This window comes from Nakamurella sp. GG22 (assembly GCF_052976845.2).
On sequence record NZ_JBRIIO020000044.1, the window covers coordinates 18,422 to 36,359 of the forward strand.

The window sequence follows — 17,938 nt, forward strand, 5'->3', positions numbered from 1 at the left end:
GAGACCATCGGGTGAACGTGCTGGACGGGATCCTCATCGGCGTTCGAGAGGATCTTGCCGCGCGCGAAGCAGAACTCCCGTTCGCCGAGATCAAAGCAATGGGTGCCGACGCACCCGCCGTCCGCAATGTCCTGCCCGTGCTGCTCGAACCCGGCGTCGGCGTCATTGCGGAGGTCAAACGGGCCAGCCCGTCCCGCGGCCAGCTCGCCACCATCGCCGACCCGGCCGCGCTCGCCGCCATCTACGCCGACGCCGGTGCGCGGGCGATCTCGGTGCTCACCGAAGGACGGCGGTTCGGCGGGTCGTTGGCCGATCTCGACGCCGTCCGGTCCGCGGTCGACATCCCGGTGCTGCGCAAGGACTTCATCGTCAGCCCGTACCAGGTGCACGAGGCGCGGGCACACGGCGCTGACTTGGTGCTGCTGATCGTCGCGGCGCTGGAACAGAACGTGCTGCACGGCCTGCTGGAGCGCATCGAATCACTGGGCATGACGGCGCTGGTCGAGGTGCACACCGAGCAGGAGGCGGACCGGGCGCTGGCCGCGGGCGCCAAGGTGATCGGCGTCAACGCCCGGGACCTCACCACGCTGACCGTCGACCGGGACGTGTTCGGCCGGATCGCCCCCGGCCTGCCCAGCGGTGTCGTCACGGTCGCCGAGTCGGGTGTACGCGGCCCGAACGACCTGCTGGCCTACGCCGGCGCCGGTGCCGACGCGGTTCTCGTCGGCGAGGGACTGGTCACCAGCGGTGATCCGCGGGCCGCCGTCGCCGACCTGGTGACGGCCGGTTCGCACCCGTCATGCCCGCGCCCGTCCCGCTGAGCCGGGCCGCGGAACGAACGTCTGGAGATCGAGTGTCTGTCAGTTCTGCCCCCGTCACGCCCGGGCATGCCCGTGATGCCGGTGCGTCGTCCGGGTTGCCGCGGCCGTCCGACGGCCTTGCCGGGACGACCCACGACCCCGACGAGCGCGGCTACTTCGGGTCCTTCGGCGGCCGTTGGCTGCCCGAAGCACTCGTCGGCGCGCTCGACGAGGTCGCGGACAGCTACCGCAAGGCCCGCCGCGACCCCGAGTTCCTCGGCCGGCTCGACTACCTGGCGGCCAGTTACGCGGGGCGGCCCAGCCCGCTGTCCGTCGCCGAGCGGCTGACCGAGCAGGTCGGCGGCGCGCAGATCCTGCTCAAGCGCGAGGACCTCAACCACACCGGCAGCCACAAGATCAACAACGTCCTGGGTCAGGCCCTGCTGGCGCAGCGGATGGGCAAGACCCGGGTGATCGCCGAGACCGGGGCGGGCCAACACGGGGTCGCAACCGCTACTGCCGCCGCACTTCTCGGGCTCGAGTGCTGCATCTACATGGGCCGGGTGGACACCGAACGGCAGGCGCTCAACGTCGCCCGGATGCGGCTGCTCGGCGCAGAGGTGGTCGCGGTCGATTCCGGTTCGTCGACCCTGAAGGACGCCATCAACGAGGCGTTCCGGGACTGGGTCACCAACGTCGACCACACCTTCTACCTGTTCGGCACGGTCGGCGGCCCGCACCCGTTCCCGGTGATCGTGCGCGACTTCCAGCGGATCATCGGGCTCGAGGCCCGCGCCCAGGTGCTCGAGCTGACCGGCCGCTTGCCCGACGCCGTCGCGGCCTGCGTCGGTGGCGGCTCCAACGCGATCGGCATCTTCCACGCATTCCTGGACGACCCGGGTGTCCGGCTCGTCGGGATGGAAGCGGGCGGCGACGGCATCGAGACCGGCCGGCACGCATCCACCATCAGCGGCGGGACGGTCGGCGTGCTGCACGGCGCGCGGTCCTACCTGCTGCAGGACGCCGACGGCCAGATCATCGAATCCCATTCCATCTCCGCCGGGCTGGACTACCCCGGCGTCGGTCCCGAGCACTCGCACCTCGCCGAGATCGGTCGCGCCGAGTACCGATCCATCACCGACACCCGCGCGATGGATGCTTTCGCCCTGCTGTCCAGGACCGAGGGCATCATCCCGGCGATCGAGTCCGCGCACGCGGTCGCCGGCGCGGTCGACCTGGCCAGGGAGATCGGGCCCGGCGGGATCGTGCTGATCAACGTGTCGGGCCGCGGCGACAAGGACATGGAGACCGCCATGCGGTGGTTCAAGCTCGACGAGCCCACAGCCGCGACCGGTGACGTCGTGCCCGGTGACCCAGAGCCGGTTGACGTCAACGCCGGCGACATCCAGCCCGTCGATCCTGCTGCGACGCCATGACGGGGCAGACCGCTGCGGCGCGCCAGGTCTCGCCACTGGAGTCGATGTTCGCCGACCTCAGGGCGGAAGGCCGGGCCGCGCTCGTCGGCTACCTCCCCGCCGGGTACCCGAGCGTCGCCGGCTCCGCCGAACTGCTCGCCGCGATGATCGCCGGCGGCTGTGACCTGGTGGAGGTCGGGTTGCCGTTCTCCGACCCCGTCCTGGACGGGCCGGTCATCCAGCACGCCGCCCAGACGGCACTGGAGGGCGGGTTCCGGATCCGGGACGTCTTCGGCATCGTCAGGACGGTGACCGAGGCAGGCGGCCGGGCCGTCGTGATGACCTACTTCAACCCCATCCTCGCGTACGGCATCGATGCCTTCGCCCACGATCTGGCCGCCGCCGGCGGCGCCGGGGTGATCACCCCCGACCTGATCGTCGACGAAGCCGGTCCGTGGCTGGCGGCGGTGCACCGGGAGCGGCTCGACCCGATCTTCCTGGTCGCCCCGTCGTCGTCGCCGGAAAGGATCGCGCGGACCGCCGGCAGCACCGGGGGATTCCTGTACGCCGCGTCCACGATGGGCGTCACCGGCGCCCGCAACCAGGTGTCCGCCGCCGCGCCGACGCTGGTCGCGCGCTGCCGCGAGATCACCGACCTGCCCATCGGGGTGGGACTGGGCGTGCGCACCGGTGAGCAGGCCGCCGAGATCGCGGCCTTCGCCGATGCCGTCATCGTCGGCTCCGCCTTCGTCAGTGCCGCCGAACGGGGCGGGCCGGACGCCGTGGCCGAACTGGCCGCCGAACTGGCATCGGGCATCCGTCGGGCGGCGGCGGGGTGACGCACTACTTGGCCACGATCCCCTCACCGCCGCAAGGGGTCTGGTACGTCGGGCCGATCGCGCTGCGTGCCTATGCGATCTTCATCATCATCGGGATCATCGTCGCCGTCTGGTGGGGCAACAAGCGGTTCGTCGCCCGCGGCGGCCGGCCCGGCCGGGTCACCGACATCTCGGTGTTCGCCGTGCCCTTCGGCATCATCGGCGGCCGGATCTACCACGTCATCACCGACAACCAGCTGTACTTCGGCGAGGGCCGGAACCCCTGGAACGCGCTCGCCATCTGGAACGGCGGTCTCGGGATCTGGGGTGCGATCGCCTTCGGCGCCGTCGGCGCCTGGATCGGCTGCCGCTACTACAAGGTGCCGCTGGCCTCCTACGCCGACTCGGTCGCCCCCGGCATCGTCGTGGCGCAGGCCATCGGGCGGCTCGGCAACTACTTCAACCAGGAACTGTTCGGCGCCGAGACGACCATGCCGTGGGGGCTCGAGGTCTTCGTCCGGACCCCGGGTGGCGTCGCCGGATCGATCCCGGCGAACGGGGTGTGCGAATTCCCGACGGACTACGTCAAGGCCGCCCCGGAACTGCTCTGCGGCGTGTACCAGCCGACCTTCCTGTACGAGATCCTCTGGAACCTCGCGGTCGCCGCCGTCGTCGTGCTCGCCGACCGGCGGTTCCAGCTGGGCGGTGGCCGGGCGTTCGCGGTCTACGTCGCCGGCTACACGCTGGGCCGGACCTGGATCGAGATGCTGCGGATCGACCCCGCGAACCACATCTTCGGGCTGCGGATCAACGTGTTCACCTCGGTCATCGTGTTCCTCGGCGCCGTCCTGTTCCTCATCCTTCGCAGGCACGTCGGCCGGGAGGACCCCGCCCTGGTGTGGGGCCCGGACCGGCCCGGGCAGAAGTCGACGAGACCCGTCGGGCCCGGCTCCGACGCGACGGACCTGCGCGATCCGGACGATCCCGCAGCAGACGCCGACCCGGACCCGGACGGTGACGCAGTGGAACCGTCCGGGCGCGCCGAGCAGGGCGAACGGACCGAACCGGGCCCACCGGTCGGTGGCCGGGGGACGTCGTGACGACGGACCGCGAACCGGACGTGGCGCGACGCACTTTTGCGGGCTGACCTGCTGGTATCGGTCCGCAGCCCCGGTGCGGTAACTTTGGCATCGCTGGGCCATCGTCGTCCCGGTGATCGGCGTTGGTCATCGAGCGCGGGTCACGGTGACGATTCGCGGTAACCCCGCTGTCGGCGCACCGTCGCCCCGTTCGGGCCTGGTGGCCCACCGTCAGCCACAGCAGGCCCGGTCGCTCCACACCGACGTTGCTCCGCGGCGTACAGACCGGCTCCCGGCTGGAACGCGGCACCGTCTGCACCGGGTTTTCTGGATTTACTGCACTGGTTCCTTGTGACGTGTCCACCGTGCACGACACCGCAGCAGCGGTGGATGCGCGCCCGCTGTTCTCGCTACCGACGGGAGGTCTGCCGTGCAGTACTCGGCAACACCCGCCCCCCAAGGGCTGTACGACCCGCAGTTCGAACGTGACGCCTGTGGCGTTGCCGCTGTCGCCGACATCAAGGGCCGTCGCAGCCACTCGATCGTCAACGACGGCGTGACGGCGCTGATCAACCTCGACCACCGTGGAGCGGCCGGCGCCGACCCCGCGGTGGGCGACGGGGCCGGCATCCTGATCCAGGTCCCCGACGAGTTGTTCCGGGCTGTCGTCGATTTCGACCTACCGGACAGCGACGACCCACGGCACGGCCAGGCCTACGCCGTCGGGGTGGGCTTCCTGCCCGCCGACGCCGCCGATCGCGCCGCTGCCAAGCAGATCGTGGCCGACATCGTGCGGGACGAGGGCCTGACGCTGCTCGGCTGGCGCACCGTGCCGACCGAACCCGTGCGATCAGGCGTCGGCCAGATGGCGCTGGACGTGATGCCGGCCTTCGAGCAGCTCTTCATCGCCGCGCCCGCCCGTCCCGACGGCACGCTGCCGTCCGGTCTCGACCTGGACCGGGCCGTCTACCCCGCCCGTAAGCGGATCGAGCACGACACGGCGTCGTTCGACGAGGGGCAGTACGCGATCTACTTCGCGTCGCTGTCCAGCCGCACCGTCGTCTACAAGGGCATGCTCACCACGGCCCAGCTGCCGGTGTTCTTCCCGGATCTCACGGACGAGCGGACCACCAGCGCGTTGGCCATCGTGCACTCCCGGTTCTCGACCAACACCTTCCCGGCGTGGCCGTTGGCCCACCCGTTCCGCTACATCGCGCACAACGGCGAGATCAACACCGTGCGCGGCAACCGGAACCGGATGCGCGCGCGCGAGGCGATGCTCTCCTCCAAGCTGATCCCGGGCGACCTGGCGCGGGCGTTCCCGATCGTCACCCCAGGGGCGTCGGACTCGGCGTCGTTCGACGAGGTGCTCGAACTGCTGCATCTCGGTGGCCGCACCCTGCCGCACGCGGTGATGATGATGATCCCGGAGGCCTGGGAGAACAACGCCACGATGGACCCGCAGCTGCGCGGGTTCGCGGAGTTCCACGCCTCGCTGATCGAGCCGTGGGACGGCCCGGCGTGTGTGACGTTCACCGACGGCACCCTGCTCGGCGCTGTCCTGGACCGCAACGGACTCCGGCCCGGCCGATGGTGGCTGACCACCGACGACACCGTGGTGCTCGCGTCCGAGGCGGGCGTGCTCCCGATCCCGCCGGAGAAGGTGCTGGAGCGCGGCCGCCTGCAGCCCGGCCGGATGTTCCTGGTCGACACCGACCAGGGCCGCATCCTGGACGACACCGAGGTGAAGGAAGAGCTCGCCACCGAACAGCCGTACCGCGAGTGGGTGCACGCCGGGCTGGTCCGGCTGACCGACCTGCCCGCCCGCGAGCACGTCACCGTCTCGCACCGCAGCGTGCTGGCCCGGCAGCGAATCTTCGGGTACACCGAGGAAGAGCTGCGGGTGCTGATCACCCCGATGGCGGGGAGCGGCGCCGAGGGCATCGGTTCGATGGGCACCGACACACCCGAAGCGGTGCTGTCCACCCGGCCGCGGCTCATCTTCGACTACTTCAGCCAGCTGTTCGCGCAGGTCACAAACCCGCCGCTGGACGCCATCCGGGAAGCCGTCGTCACCTCCCTCTCGTCCGTCATCGGACCGGAGGAGAACCTGCTCGAGCCCGGCCCGCGGTCCTGCCGCCAGGTCGTGCTGCCGTTCCCGGTGCTGGACAACGACGACCTGGCCAAGCTGATGCGGATGAACGCCGACGGCGAACTGCCGGGCTTCGCGTCCGCCACCGTGTCGGGCCTCTTCGACGTGCACGGCGGCGCCGAGGCGCTGGCCGACGCCATCGAGCGATGTCGCCGGGAGACCGACGAGGCCATCGCCGCCGGCGCCCGGGTGATCATGCTGTCCGACCGGCACTCCAGTGCCGACCGGGCACCCATCCCGTCGCTGCTGCTGACCTCGGCGGTCCACCAGCACATGGTCCGACAGAAGACCAGGACGAAGGTGGCGCTGGTCATCGAGTCCGGTGACGCCCGCGAGGTGCACCACATCGCGCTGCTGCTCGGCTACGGCGCGGGAGCGGTGAACCCGTACCTCGCGCTGGAGAGCGCCGAGGACCTGGCGCGGCACGGTCTGCTCGGCGACGTCACCCCGCACAAGGCGATCCAGAACACCGTCTACGCCCTCGGCAAGGGGGTGCTGAAGGTGATGAGCAAGATGGGCATCTCGACCGTCGGCTCCTACCGCGCCGCGCAGGTGTTCGCCGTCTTCGGCATCGACAACGACGTGCTGGACGAGTACTTCACCGGATCGACCACCCGGACCGGCGGCAGCGGGCTGGCCACCATCGCCGGCGACGTCGCCGAACGGCACGCACTGGCCTTCCTGCCGAACCCGCACGCGCTGGAGCACCGCGGGCTGGAGACCGGCGGCCAGTACCAGTGGCGCCGCGAGGGCGAGATCCACCTGTTCAACCCGGAAACCGTCTACCTGCTGCAGCACTCCGCGCGCAGCAAGCAGGAGAAGGTGTTCCGCCGGTACACCGACGCCGTCGACAAGCTCTCCCGGGAGGGCGGCACGCTGCGCGGGTTGTTCGACCTGCACACCGGGCAGCGCCCGGCCGTCCCGATCGACGAGGTCGAACCGGCGTCGGAGATCGTCAAGCGGTTCGTCACCGGCGCGATGTCCTACGGGTCCATCTCGATCGAGGCGCACGAGACCCTCGCGGTCGCGATGAACCGGCTCGGCGGCAAGTCGAACACCGGGGAGGGCGGCGAAGACATCGAACGGCTGCTCGACCCGGTGCGCCGGTCGGCGATCAAGCAGGTCGCCTCCGGCCGGTTCGGGGTGACCAGTGCATACCTGGTGAACTCCGCCGAGATCCAGATCAAGATGGCGCAGGGCGCGAAGCCCGGCGAGGGCGGGCAGCTGCCCGGCAGCAAGGTGTACCCGTGGATCGCCGCGACCCGGCACGCAACGGCCGGCGTCGGGCTGATCTCGCCGCCGCCGCACCACGACATCTACTCGATCGAGGATCTCAAGCAGCTGATCCACGACCTGCGCAACGCCAACCCGGCCGCGGCCGTGTCGGTGAAGCTGGTGTCCGAGCCCGGTGTCGGGACGGTCGCGGCCGGCGTCACCAAGGCCCATGCGGACAAGGTGATCGTCGCCGGCAACGACGGCGGCACCGGCGCCGCGGCACTGACCTCGCTCAAGCACACCGGTCAGCCGTGGGAGCTCGGCCTGGCCGAGACGCAGCAGACGCTGCGGCTCAACATGCTCCGCGAACAGGTCAAGGTCCAGGTCGACGGCGGTCTCAAGACCGGCCGTGACGTGGTGGTCGCCGCGCTGCTCGGGGCCGAGGAGTTCGGCTTCTCCACCGCGCCGCTGGTGGTGGCCGGCTGCGTCATGATGCGGGTCTGTCACCTCGACACCTGCCCGGTCGGCATCGCCACCCAGAACCCGGTGCTGCGCGAGCGGTACACCGGCACGCCGGAGTTCGTCGAGACCTTCTTCCTGTACCTCGCTCAGCAGGTCCGCGAGTACCTGGCGGAGCTCGGCTTCCGGTCCGTCGCAGAGGCCGTCGGGCACGCCGAGATGCTGGACGTGTCGCACGCAGTCGCCCATCACCGCGCCCGCGGACTCGACCTCGCCCCGCTGCTCGAGATCCCTGACGTCGAGAGCGACTACTCCTGCACGCATCCCGCGCAGCACGACCTGTCGCAGACACTGGACGCGAAGCTGATCGAGCTCGCGGCGCCCGCCCTGCAGGACGCCCGCGGGGTCCGCATCGACCTGCCGATCCGCAACGTGGACCGGACCGCCGGCACCATGCTCGGCTCGGAGGTCACCAGGGTGTTCGGGCCCGAGGGCCTGCCGGACCACACCGTCGAGGTGAACCTGACCGGTACCGCCGGCCAGTCGCTGGGCGCCTTCCTGCCGCGCGGGGTCTCGATCGACCTGCTCGGTGACGCCAACGACTACGTCGGCAAAGGCCTCTCCGGCGGCCGCATCGTGGTCCGCCCGGACGAGAACTCTCCGTCCCAGGCGCCTGGCGTGAAGATCCAGGTGATCGCCGGGAACACCATCGGCTACGGCGCGACGTCCGGCGAGATGTACCTGCGCGGGCGGGTGGGCGAACGGTTCGCCGTCCGCAACTCCGGCGCGCTGATGGTCGTCGAGGGCACCGGCGACCACGCCTGCGAGTACATGACCGGCGGCCGGGTCGTCATCCTGGGCCGGACCGGGCGGAACGTCGGCGCCGGCATGAGCGGCGGCATCGCGTACCTGCTCGATCCGGAACCGGCCAAGGTGAACCCCGAACTGGTGGACCTCGAGGCGCTCGATCCGGAAGAGGTGTTCTGGCTCGGCGAGGTGATCAGCTCACACGCCAAGCTGACCGGATCACGCGTCGCCGCAGCACTTCTGGCCGATTGGCCGATCGCCGCCGTGCGCTTCTCCCGGGTGATGCCGCGCGACTACCGCAGGGTGCTGTCGCTGCGGGCGGAGGCTGCCGCCCGCGGGGTCGACGCCGACGAAATGATCATGGAGGCCAGCCATGGCTGATCCCAGTGGCTTCTTGAAGTACCAGCGGCAGGGCCCGCCCCGCCGTCCGGTGCCGCTGCGGTTGCGGGACTGGGGCGAGGTCTACGAACCGTTCGCCGACCAGGACACCAGGATCCAGGCCGCGCGCTGCATGGACTGCGGAATCCCGTTCTGCCACCAGGGTTGCCCGCTGGGCAACATCATCCCGGAGTGGAACGACCTGGTGCGGACGGGGAAGTGGGAAGAGGCCTCCGACCGGCTGCACGCCACCAACAACTTCCCCGAGTTCACCGGCCGGCTGTGCCCCGCTCCCTGTGAGGCAGCCTGCGTGCTGGGCATCGGGGACGAGCCGGTCGCGATCAAGCTGGTCGAGCAGGAGATCGCCGACCACGCCATCGCCGGCGGGTACGGCCTGACCCCGCGCCCGCCCGAACTGTCGACCGGCCGCTCGGTGGCCGTCGTCGGTTCCGGACCGGCCGGCCTGGCCGCTGCTCAACAACTCGCCCGCGCCGGGCACGCCGTCACCGTCTACGAGCGGGACGCCCGGATCGGCGGACTGATGCGGTACGGCATCCCAGAGTTCAAGATGGCGCGTGACGTGCTCGACCGCCGGCTCGGCCAGATGGAGGCGGAGGGTGTCACCTTCGTCGTCGACTGTGCCGTCGGTGTCGACGTCACCGTCGAGCAGTTGCAGTCCGACTTCGACGCCGTGGTCATCGCCACCGGGTCCACCGTTCCGCGCGAACTCACCGTCGATGGTCGGCACCTCGAGGGCGTGCACCTCGCGATGGATTACCTGGTGCAGCAGAACCAGGTGCTGGAAGGCACCAGGGAGTCCGTCGACATCTCGGCCGAGGGCAAGAACGTCATCATCATCGGCGGCGGCGACACCGGCGCCGACTGCTACGGCACCGCGCTGCGGCAGCAGGCCGCGTCGGTCACCCAGCTCGACATCCACGTCCAGCCGCCGACCACCCGCGACCCGTCGACACCGTGGCCCACCTATCCGCTGATGCTGCGCATCTCGGCGGCGCACGAGGAGGGCGGCGAGCGGGTGTTCGGCGTCAACTCGACCTCGATCGAGGGTGAGGACGGTCATGTCACCGGCCTGCACCTGATCGAGGGCAAACGGATCCCGGGCGGCTTCATCCCGACCGAGGGCACCGACACGCACATCGCGGCAGACCTGGTGCTGATCGCGCTGGGCTTCGTCGGCCCCGAACGGGAGGGTCTGCTCGACGGGCTCGGCGTGGCCATGTCGGCGCGCGGCACCATCGTCCGCGACGAGAACTACATGACGAACGTGCCCGGGGTCTTCGTCGCCGGTGACGCGGGCCGCGGCCAGTCGTTGATCGTGTGGGCGATCGCCGAGGGTCGTTCCGCCGCCGCAGGTGTCGACGCCTACCTGGCCGGTTCGTCCTTCCTGCCGGATCCGCTCGAGCCGACCGCGGTTGCCCTGCGTTAAGGGGTGGCTGCGCACCGTGTTTGGGTCGGTGATCTCCGTTACCGCCGCGTGATTATGGTGTGAGGCCGACCGCAGAATCGGTTCAGAAGCCAGCTAAAGTAGCCGCCATGACTCGCCGCGCAAAGATCGTTTGCACCATGGGACCCGCGACGTCGTCCGAAGAGGGCATTGCCGCACTTCTGGATGCCGGGATGAACGTCGCTCGGATGAACTTCAGCCACGGCGACTACGCCGACCACAAGGTCATCTACGACCGGCTCCGCGCCGCCGCGTATGCGTCGGGCAAGGCGCTGGCGATCCTGGCCGACCTGCAGGGCCCGAAAATCCGCCTCGGCCGGTTCTCGGACGGCCCGCACGAGTGGAACACCGGCGAGAACGTCACCATCACCGTCGACGACATCGTCGGTACCCGCGACCGGGTTTCCACCACGTACAGAGGTCTGGCCCAGGACGCCCGCCCCGGCGACCGGCTGCTGATCGACGACGGCAAGGTCGGCCTGGTCGTCACCCACGTCCGGGACAACGACGTGATGTGCTCGGTCACCGAGGGCGGGCCGGTCTCGAACAACAAGGGCATCTCGCTGCCCGGGATGAACGTGTCCGTGCCCGCCATGAGCCAGAAGGACATCGACGACCTGGGGTTCGCGCTGTCCCTCGGGGTCGACGTCATCGCGCTGTCCTTCGTCCGTTCGCCGTCCGACGTCGAGCTGGTGCACAAGGTGATGGACGAGCTCGGCGTGCCGCGGCTGCCCGTCATCGCGAAGCTGGAGAAGCCCGAAGCGGTCGCCAATCTCGAGGCGATCGTGCTCGCGTTCGACGGGATCATGGTGGCCCGCGGCGATCTGGGCGTCGAACTCCCGCTGGAGCAGGTGCCGCTGGTGCAGAAGCGCGCCGTGCAGATCGCCCGGGAGAACGCCCGTCCGGTGATTGTCGCCACTCAGATGCTCGACTCGATGATCGAGCACTCGCGGCCCACCCGGGCGGAGGCGTCGGACGTCGCCAACGCTGTGCTGGACGGTGCGGACGCGCTGATGCTGTCCGGTGAAACCTCGGTCGGCAAGTACCCGATCATTGCCGTCAAGACCATGGCCAAGATCATCGAGGCGGTGGAGGGCGAATCGGTCGCGGTCCCGCCGCTGACCCACGTCCCGCGTACCAAACGTGGCGTGCTGTCCTATGCGGCGCGCGACATCGGCGAGCGACTGGAAGCAAAAGCCCTTGTGGCCTTTACGTCCTCGGGAGACACCGTGCGCCGGTTGGCCCGGCTGCACACCCCGCTCCCGTTGCTCGCGTTCACCCCGATCGAGTCCACCCGCAACCAGTTGTCGCTGACCTGGGGGGTGCAGACCTTCGTCACCCCGTCGGTGGAGAACACCGACCAGATGGTCGAGCAGGTCGACGTCGGGCTGCTCAAGGTTCCGGGTTACTCCAAGGGCGACACGGTCGTCATCGTCGCCGGATCCCCGCCCAACACCTCCGGGTCCACCAACCTGATCCGGGTGCACCGGCTCGGTCACCGGGACTGACGCCGGCCGGACGGGTGCTGACGTGGTTCGGCGCACCGATACGGTGAACGACGTGAACGATCTGACCGCCGCCGGCAATACGCCGGGGCTGACCCTGGACATCGACGGCGTTCCGCGCGGCCAGGCCGTCGTCGACGGACTCGTCGCGCTGCTGAACCTGGAGCGGCTGGAGGACAACCTCTACCGCGGCATCTCCCCGGAGGTCTCGCCGGCCAGGGTCTTCGGCGGGCAGGTGGCCGCGCAGGCGCTGATCGCGGCCGGTCGCACCGTGCCCAGCGAGCGCCGGGTGCACTCCCTGCACGCCTATTTCCTGCGGCCCGGCAGCCCGACGCAACCGATCGTCTACCAGGTGGACCGCGTCCGGGACGGCATGTCCTTCACCACCCGTAGGGTGGTCGCGATCCAGCACGGCAAGCCGATCTTCACGATGTCGGCGTCGTTCCAGGTCGACGAGCCCGGTGTCGATCACGCCGTGCCGATGCCGGACGTCCCCGCGCCGGAGGCGCTGGCCGGGTACGCGGAACGGATCGCGCCGATCAAGGAGCGGATGGCGGTCTGGGGCCGTATCCCGCGGCCGTTCGACATCCGTTACGTCGACGACCCGCCTTGGGTGTCCAGGCTCTCGGGGCCGCAGGCGCAGGCGAACAACAAGATGTGGTTTCGCGCCGACGGCGTACTGCCGGACGACGAACTGTTGCACGTCTGCATCCTCGCCTACCTCTCCGATCTGACGCTGCTCTACTCGGTGCTCGCCACCCACGCGCTGTCGGCCGAGTTCGACCGGTTGCAGATGGCCTCGCTGGACCACGCGATGTGGTTCCACCGCCCGTTCCGGGTGGACGACTGGGTGCTGTACGACGTCAGCTCGCCGAGCGCATCGGGAGCACGCGGGATGGGTACCGGACACTTCTTCGACCAGCAGGGCCGACTGCTGGCGACCGTCGTTCAGGAGGGTCTCGTCCGGCTGCGGTGACGTCCCGCCCGACGATCTTCCGGATGCCCGGGGGTGCGCTCCCACCTGCGCCGATCAGTCAGTAGCGTGGCCAATGACCGGTCCGGGTACCGGTGCTGCACACCGTGGGCCGCTGTGGTCCCGGGACGAACGAGAAGGAGTGCCGATGAGTCTGAGTGACGACGACATCACGACCGGATCCGCTGCGGTCGAAGGTCCGGCCGACGGCGGTGCCGACGGCGTTGCGGGTGTGTCGGACGGCGGCGCGGATGGTGGCGCCGACGGCGGTGCCGACAGTGGTGCCGAGGGTCCGGCCGACGGTGGCGCGAGCGGCGTCGCGGGCGTTCACGACGGTGGTGCCGACGGTGGCGCGGACAGCGGCGCCGAGGGTCCGGCCGACGGTGGCGCGAGTGGCGTTGCCGGCGTTCACGACGGCGGTGCCGATGGCGGTGCTGACGGTGGTGCTGACGGGGGTGCCGATGGTGGCGCCGACGGCGGTGCTGACGGGGCCGCTGGCAGCTGATGCCCGAGACTGACGGAACGGGGGCGCCCGTACTCGGGCGCCCCCGTCTCACCCCGGCCGCGACCCCGGCCCTGCGTCGATGCATCGGCATCGATCCTGGCGACTTCGCCGACCGGTACTGGAGCTCCGGCGCTCTCCTGACGCCCGCCGCCGATCTCGGCCGGGACTTCACTGATCTGTTCTCCACCGCAGCGGTGGACGAGTTGATCTCCCAGCACGGGCTGCGCACCCCGTTCCTGCGGATGGCCAAGAACGGCACCGTGCTCGCCTCGTCGACATACACCCGGTCCGGTGGCGTCGGTGCCGGCATCGCCGACCAGGTCGCGGACGACAAGGTGCTGGCCCAACTCGCCGGCGGCGCCACCCTCGTCCTGCAGGCGTTGCATCGCACCTGGCCCCCGCTGATGCACTTCGGTACGGCCCTGGCGGCAGAGCTCGGCCACCCGGTGCAGATCAACGCCTACATCACCCCGCCGGAGAACCAGGGCTTCGCCGCCCACTACGACACCCACGACGTCTTCGTGCTGCAGGTCGCCGGGACCAAGCGCTGGACGATCCACGCACCGGTGATGGCCGATCCGTTGCCGCAGCAGACCTGGGACCAGCGCAAGGCTCAGGTCGCGGCCCGGGCCGCCGAGGAGCCGTTGATCGACGCGGTGCTGCGACCGGGCGATGCACTGTACCTCCCGCGCGGTTTCCTGCATTCCGCGGTCGCGCAGGGCGAGGTGTCGATCCACCTGACCGTCGGCGTGCACACCCTGACCGCCTACGACCTGGCGCGCGAACTGATCTCCGGTGCCGCCAACGACCGTGAGCTGCGCCGCTCGCTGCCGATGGGGCTGGACGTGACCGACCTCGATGCGATGGCCGGACACCTGAAGGACGCGGCCGCACGGCTGGCCGCCTCCGTCGCACACGCCGATGCCGCCGAACTGACCGGTCTGGCCGGGCGGGTGGCTCGCCGGCAGGCCGGCGAGAGCAGGCCGGCGCCGATGCCGCCGCTCGCGCAACTCGATCTGCTGCGCGGTCTCACCTCGTCGACGCCGTTGGTGCTGCGGGCAGGTCTGCAGCCGATCATCCGGCCCAGCGGTGATCGTCTCCTCGTCGACGTGCTGGACACCACCATCGGATGGCCCGGCGAGGTCGGACCTGCGCTCCAACACGCGTTGTCCGGCGCGGCTTTCCGGCCCGATGGTCTCCCCGGGCTGGAGCCGGACGAGCAGTTGGTGATGGCCCGGCGGCTGGTCCGTGAGGGGATCCTGGTCGGCGCTGTCGGTGCTGCTGGTGCTGCTGCTGCCGGGGCGGGCGACCCGCGGGATCCCGTCTCCGGTGAGTAGCAACGGCGCATCGCCCGCGCCGGATCGCTCCGAGCGGTGTTCGGTGCAATCGGCCCTGCGGGCGGACCCGATGCTGGGCACCGCCTTTCCCGCCGGCAAGCTGCTGCTGGTCGAGCAGCCGGGCCCGTGGGGCCGGGCCGGCCTGGTGGACTCGCGTTTCGACCGTTCCGTCGCGCATCGGTTGATCGCTCGGCTGGATCCGGTCGGCATCAGGGTGTTGGCCATCCGCCGGCCCGGCCGGACGACGGATTCCGGGCCGCGCCGGTGGGGACTCGCCGATTGCCGTCCCGGCCGGGAACGCCTGCGGTGGGGCACCTTTCATGACGACGCGGACCTCCTCTCGCTGCCGGTCGACGGACTGCGCGATGAGGGCGGCGGTCGCGCCACCGGCGTCGGCCACCCCACCGAGGTCGGGGACCTGGCGGTGCCGGTCGACGACCCGGCCCCGGTGTTCCTGGTCTGCGCGCACGGCACCCACGACGTGTGTTGCGCGATGCGAGGCCGGCCGGTGGCGGCTGCCCTCGCCGAGGTGCGGCCGGGTCGGGCGTGGGAGTGCAGCCATGTCGGCGGTGACCGGTTCGCGGCCAACGTTCTGGTGCTGCCGTCGGGCCTGCTGTACGGGCGGGTCGTCGAATCATCGGCGTCACCGATGGCCGATGCGGCCGATCGGGGAGTCGTCGTCGAACACCACCTGCGCGGCCGGGTCGGTTTTCCGCCCGCTCAGCAGGCCGCGATGGCGCACGTGCACAGGGAGATACCGGGGCTGACCGTCGGCGACGTACGGCCCGTCAGCGCGACCCGCACCGAGCCGGGTCTGATCGTCGTCCGGGTGCAGGCGGCGGGGGAGCAGTTCGAGGTTCCGGTTCGGGTCGAGCACTCCGCGCGCGAGTGGCTGACCTGCCAGGCATTTCAGCCCTCGTCCGCCTCGGTGTACCTGCCGCAGTCGATCCGCCGGATCAGTGCCGCGCCGACCGACCCCGCCGGCGCCGCGCGGAGCGAATGACGACACCGTGCCTCTAGGCTGCGGCCGTGAGGCTGCCGCGGTCGACGATCGCGCTCGAGATGGCGGTGCGGGGGATCTTCCGCGTGCTGCCCGCCGGGGTGCGCAAGGTGCTGGCCGGGCGCCCGATCCGGCGCGACGGCCTGACCCTCGACCCTGACCTGCAGTTGCTGCTGCGGCTCGAGCGGCTGACCACGGCAGGGACGCCAGCGGTCACCCTGCAACGCCGCCGTGAGCACCTCGACGTCGCGGGCGCGCTCGCCGGCGGCCCCGTCGCGCCGGGAATGACGTCACGGGAGTTGGCCGTACCGAGCACCGACCCGGGTCGGCAACTGGATGCCCGGTTGTACACACCGGACGGCCTGCCGCCGGGATCGGGCCTGCTCGTCTTCCTGCACGGCGGCGGCTGGGTCAACGGCAGCCTGATCAGCCATGACCCGCTCTGCAGGTTCCTCGCGGCACAGGCCGGTGTGCGGGTGCTGTCCGTCGCGTACCGGCTGGCCCCCGAGCACCCGTTCCCGGCCGCGATCGACGATGTGACCGCGGCGTTCGCCTTCGCGCATGAGCACGCGGCGGAACTGGGCGCCGATCCGGCAGCGATCGCCATGGGCGGGGACAGCGCCGGCGGCAACCTGGCCGCGGTGGTCACCCACCTGGCGGTGCGGGCCGGCCGTCCGGCGCCCGCCTTCCTGCTGCTGTTCTACCCCGCCTGCGACGCCGCGCACCGGTCACCGTCCAGGCACCTGTTCGCGAAGGGCTTCTTCCTCACCGAGGCCGACGTCGACTGGTTCTGCGACAAGTACCTGCCGGCCGGCGTCGACCGCAGCGACCCGCGCGCCTCGATCTTGCTGGCCCCCGACCTGTCCGGGATGCCGGCCGGCTATCTCGTGACGGCCGGATTCGACCCGCTGCGGGACGAGGGCGAGATGTTTGCGCACCGGCTCCGCGAAGCGGGTGCCCGAATGACGCTGCGTAGAGAGCCGGACCTGATCCATGGTTTTGCCAGCATGATCGGCATCTCGGGACGCTCCCGGGAAGCGGTCGCCCAGGCCGCCGGCGCACTGCGGGTGGGCCTGACACTCACCGCCCGCGAGCCCGCGCCGCAGCCCTGATTTTCCGCGGGTTCCGGCCGCCGGGAAAGTCCTATTCTGATCCGATGAAAACGGTCCAATCGAACAACCGGCTGAAATGGGCCATTCGGATCGTGTTCCACACACTGCCTCCCGCGGGGCGCCGGCTGCTGGCCGGTCGGCAGATTCATCGGGACGGCCAGGCTCTCGACCCCGACCTGCAGCTCCTGCTCCGGCTCGGACGGGTCACGTCACGCCGCGCACCGGCGCCGACGCTGCAGAGCCGGCGCCAGCAACTGGAGGTCGGCGGACCCCTGGTCGGCGGCCCGGTCGAGGCCGGTGTCACGGCGAGGGAGATCGTCACTGGCGCCGACCTTCCCGGGCGTCTCCACACACCCGATGGGCTGCCGCCGGGATCGCCGCTGCTGGTCTTCTTTCACGGCGGCGCGTGGGTCACCGGCAGCGTCGACAGTCACGATCGGCTCTGCCGTTTCCTCGCCGCACACGCCGCGGTGCGGGTGCTGTCCGTCGGCTACCGGCTCGCACCCGAGCATCCGTTCCCGGCCGCCGTCGACGACGCCGTGGCAGCGTTCGAGTACGCCCGGACGCACGCCACCGAGCTGGGCGCCGATCCTGACCGGACCGCCGTCGGCGGCGACAGTGCGGGGGGCAACCTGGCCGCCGTCACCGCGCACCTCGCCGTCCGTTCCGGTCGCCCGGCGCCGGCCTTCCTGCTGTTGCTGTATCCGCACTGCGACACCGCCGGTCGCTCCGCTTCCCGCGAGCTGTTCGCCGACGGCTTCGGCCTCACCGGCCGGGACATCGAATGGTTCACCGACCAGTACCTGCCGCCGGGGATGGACCGCGCGGACCCGCGGGCATCGATCGTCTCGGCGGAGAACCTCTCCGGGATGCCGGCCGGCTATCTCGTGACGGCCGGATTCGACCCGCTGCGGGACG

Annotated in this window: 13 protein-coding genes; all 13 read left to right on the top strand. The window is 70.7% G+C overall.

What is annotated here, in order from left to right:
• The first annotated feature begins 11 nt into the window (after positions 1-11).
• Positions 12-821, top strand: coding sequence for an indole-3-glycerol phosphate synthase TrpC (trpC, locus tag ACVBEQ_RS25985; protein WP_447156336.1), 810 nt, complete (start codon positions 12-14; stop codon positions 819-821).
• Between the two features lie 95 nt (positions 822-916).
• The gene (gene trpB / locus ACVBEQ_RS25990; RefSeq protein ID WP_447156346.1) at positions 917-2,236 is read left to right on the top strand and encodes a tryptophan synthase subunit beta; all 1,320 of its coding nucleotides are present in this window, start codon (positions 917-919) and stop codon (positions 2,234-2,236) included.
• Positions 2,233-3,054 carry a tryptophan synthase subunit alpha gene (trpA, locus tag ACVBEQ_RS25995; RefSeq protein ID WP_447156337.1) on the top strand — a complete coding sequence of 274 codons (822 nt, stop codon included), beginning with the start codon at positions 2,233-2,235 and terminating at the stop codon, positions 3,052-3,054. Before trpB ends, trpA begins: the two co-directional genes overlap by 4 nt.
• The gene (gene lgt / locus ACVBEQ_RS26000) at positions 3,051-4,133 is read left to right on the top strand and encodes a prolipoprotein diacylglyceryl transferase (protein ID WP_447156338.1); all 1,083 of its coding nucleotides are present in this window, start codon (positions 3,051-3,053) and stop codon (positions 4,131-4,133) included. The genes trpA and lgt overlap by 4 nt, the downstream gene beginning before the upstream one ends.
• Positions 4,134-4,542: 409 nt before the next feature.
• Positions 4,543-9,126, top strand: coding sequence for a glutamate synthase large subunit (gene gltB / locus ACVBEQ_RS26005; protein ID WP_447156339.1), 4,584 nt, complete (start codon positions 4,543-4,545; stop codon positions 9,124-9,126).
• Positions 9,119-10,570, top strand: coding sequence for a glutamate synthase subunit beta (locus ACVBEQ_RS26010; protein ID WP_447156340.1), 1,452 nt, complete (start codon positions 9,119-9,121; stop codon positions 10,568-10,570). Before gltB ends, ACVBEQ_RS26010 begins: the two co-directional genes overlap by 8 nt.
• 107 nt (positions 10,571-10,677) lie before the next feature.
• A complete protein-coding gene (pyk, locus tag ACVBEQ_RS26015) occupies positions 10,678-12,096 on the top strand; it encodes a pyruvate kinase (protein WP_447156341.1) in 1,419 nt (472 codons plus the stop codon).
• A 61-nt stretch (positions 12,097-12,157) separates the two neighbouring features.
• Complete coding sequence (tesB, locus tag ACVBEQ_RS26020) at positions 12,158-13,069, top strand: acyl-CoA thioesterase II (protein WP_447156347.1); 912 nt, start codon at positions 12,158-12,160, stop codon at positions 13,067-13,069.
• Between the two features lie 145 nt (positions 13,070-13,214).
• Entirely contained in the window at positions 13,215-13,571 is a 357-nt protein-coding gene (locus ACVBEQ_RS26025; protein ID WP_447156342.1) for a hypothetical protein, read from the top strand.
• Entirely contained in the window at positions 13,571-14,908 is a 1,338-nt protein-coding gene (locus ACVBEQ_RS26030) for a cupin domain-containing protein (protein ID WP_447156343.1), read from the top strand. The genes ACVBEQ_RS26025 and ACVBEQ_RS26030 overlap by 1 nt, the downstream gene beginning before the upstream one ends.
• Positions 14,901-15,911 carry a sucrase ferredoxin gene (locus tag ACVBEQ_RS26035; protein ID WP_447156344.1) on the top strand — a complete coding sequence of 337 codons (1,011 nt, stop codon included), beginning with the start codon at positions 14,901-14,903 and terminating at the stop codon, positions 15,909-15,911. Before ACVBEQ_RS26030 ends, ACVBEQ_RS26035 begins: the two co-directional genes overlap by 8 nt.
• A gap of 59 nt (positions 15,912-15,970) precedes the next feature.
• Positions 15,971-17,020, top strand: a complete 1,050-nt coding sequence (locus ACVBEQ_RS26040; RefSeq protein ID WP_447156348.1) for an alpha/beta hydrolase — start codon at positions 15,971-15,973, stop codon at positions 17,018-17,020.
• A gap of 44 nt (positions 17,021-17,064) precedes the next feature.
• The coding region (locus tag ACVBEQ_RS26045; protein ID WP_447156345.1) for an alpha/beta hydrolase at positions 17,065-17,938 on the top strand (874 nt) is incomplete at its 3' end.

Coding starts and splice junctions, on each gene's coding strand:
- trpA (WP_447156337.1), top strand. CDS start 2,233: ATGACGGGGCAGACCGCTGCGGCGCGCCAGGTCTCGCCACTGGAGTCG.
- ACVBEQ_RS26010 (WP_447156340.1), top strand. CDS start 9,119: ATGGCTGATCCCAGTGGCTTCTTGAAGTACCAGCGGCAGGGCCCGCCC.
- pyk (WP_447156341.1), top strand. CDS start 10,678: ATGACTCGCCGCGCAAAGATCGTTTGCACCATGGGACCCGCGACGTCG.
- ACVBEQ_RS26025 (WP_447156342.1), top strand. CDS start 13,215: ATGAGTCTGAGTGACGACGACATCACGACCGGATCCGCTGCGGTCGAA.
- ACVBEQ_RS26030 (WP_447156343.1), top strand. CDS start 13,571: ATGCCCGAGACTGACGGAACGGGGGCGCCCGTACTCGGGCGCCCCCGT.
- ACVBEQ_RS26040 (WP_447156348.1), top strand. CDS start 15,971: ATGGCGGTGCGGGGGATCTTCCGCGTGCTGCCCGCCGGGGTGCGCAAG.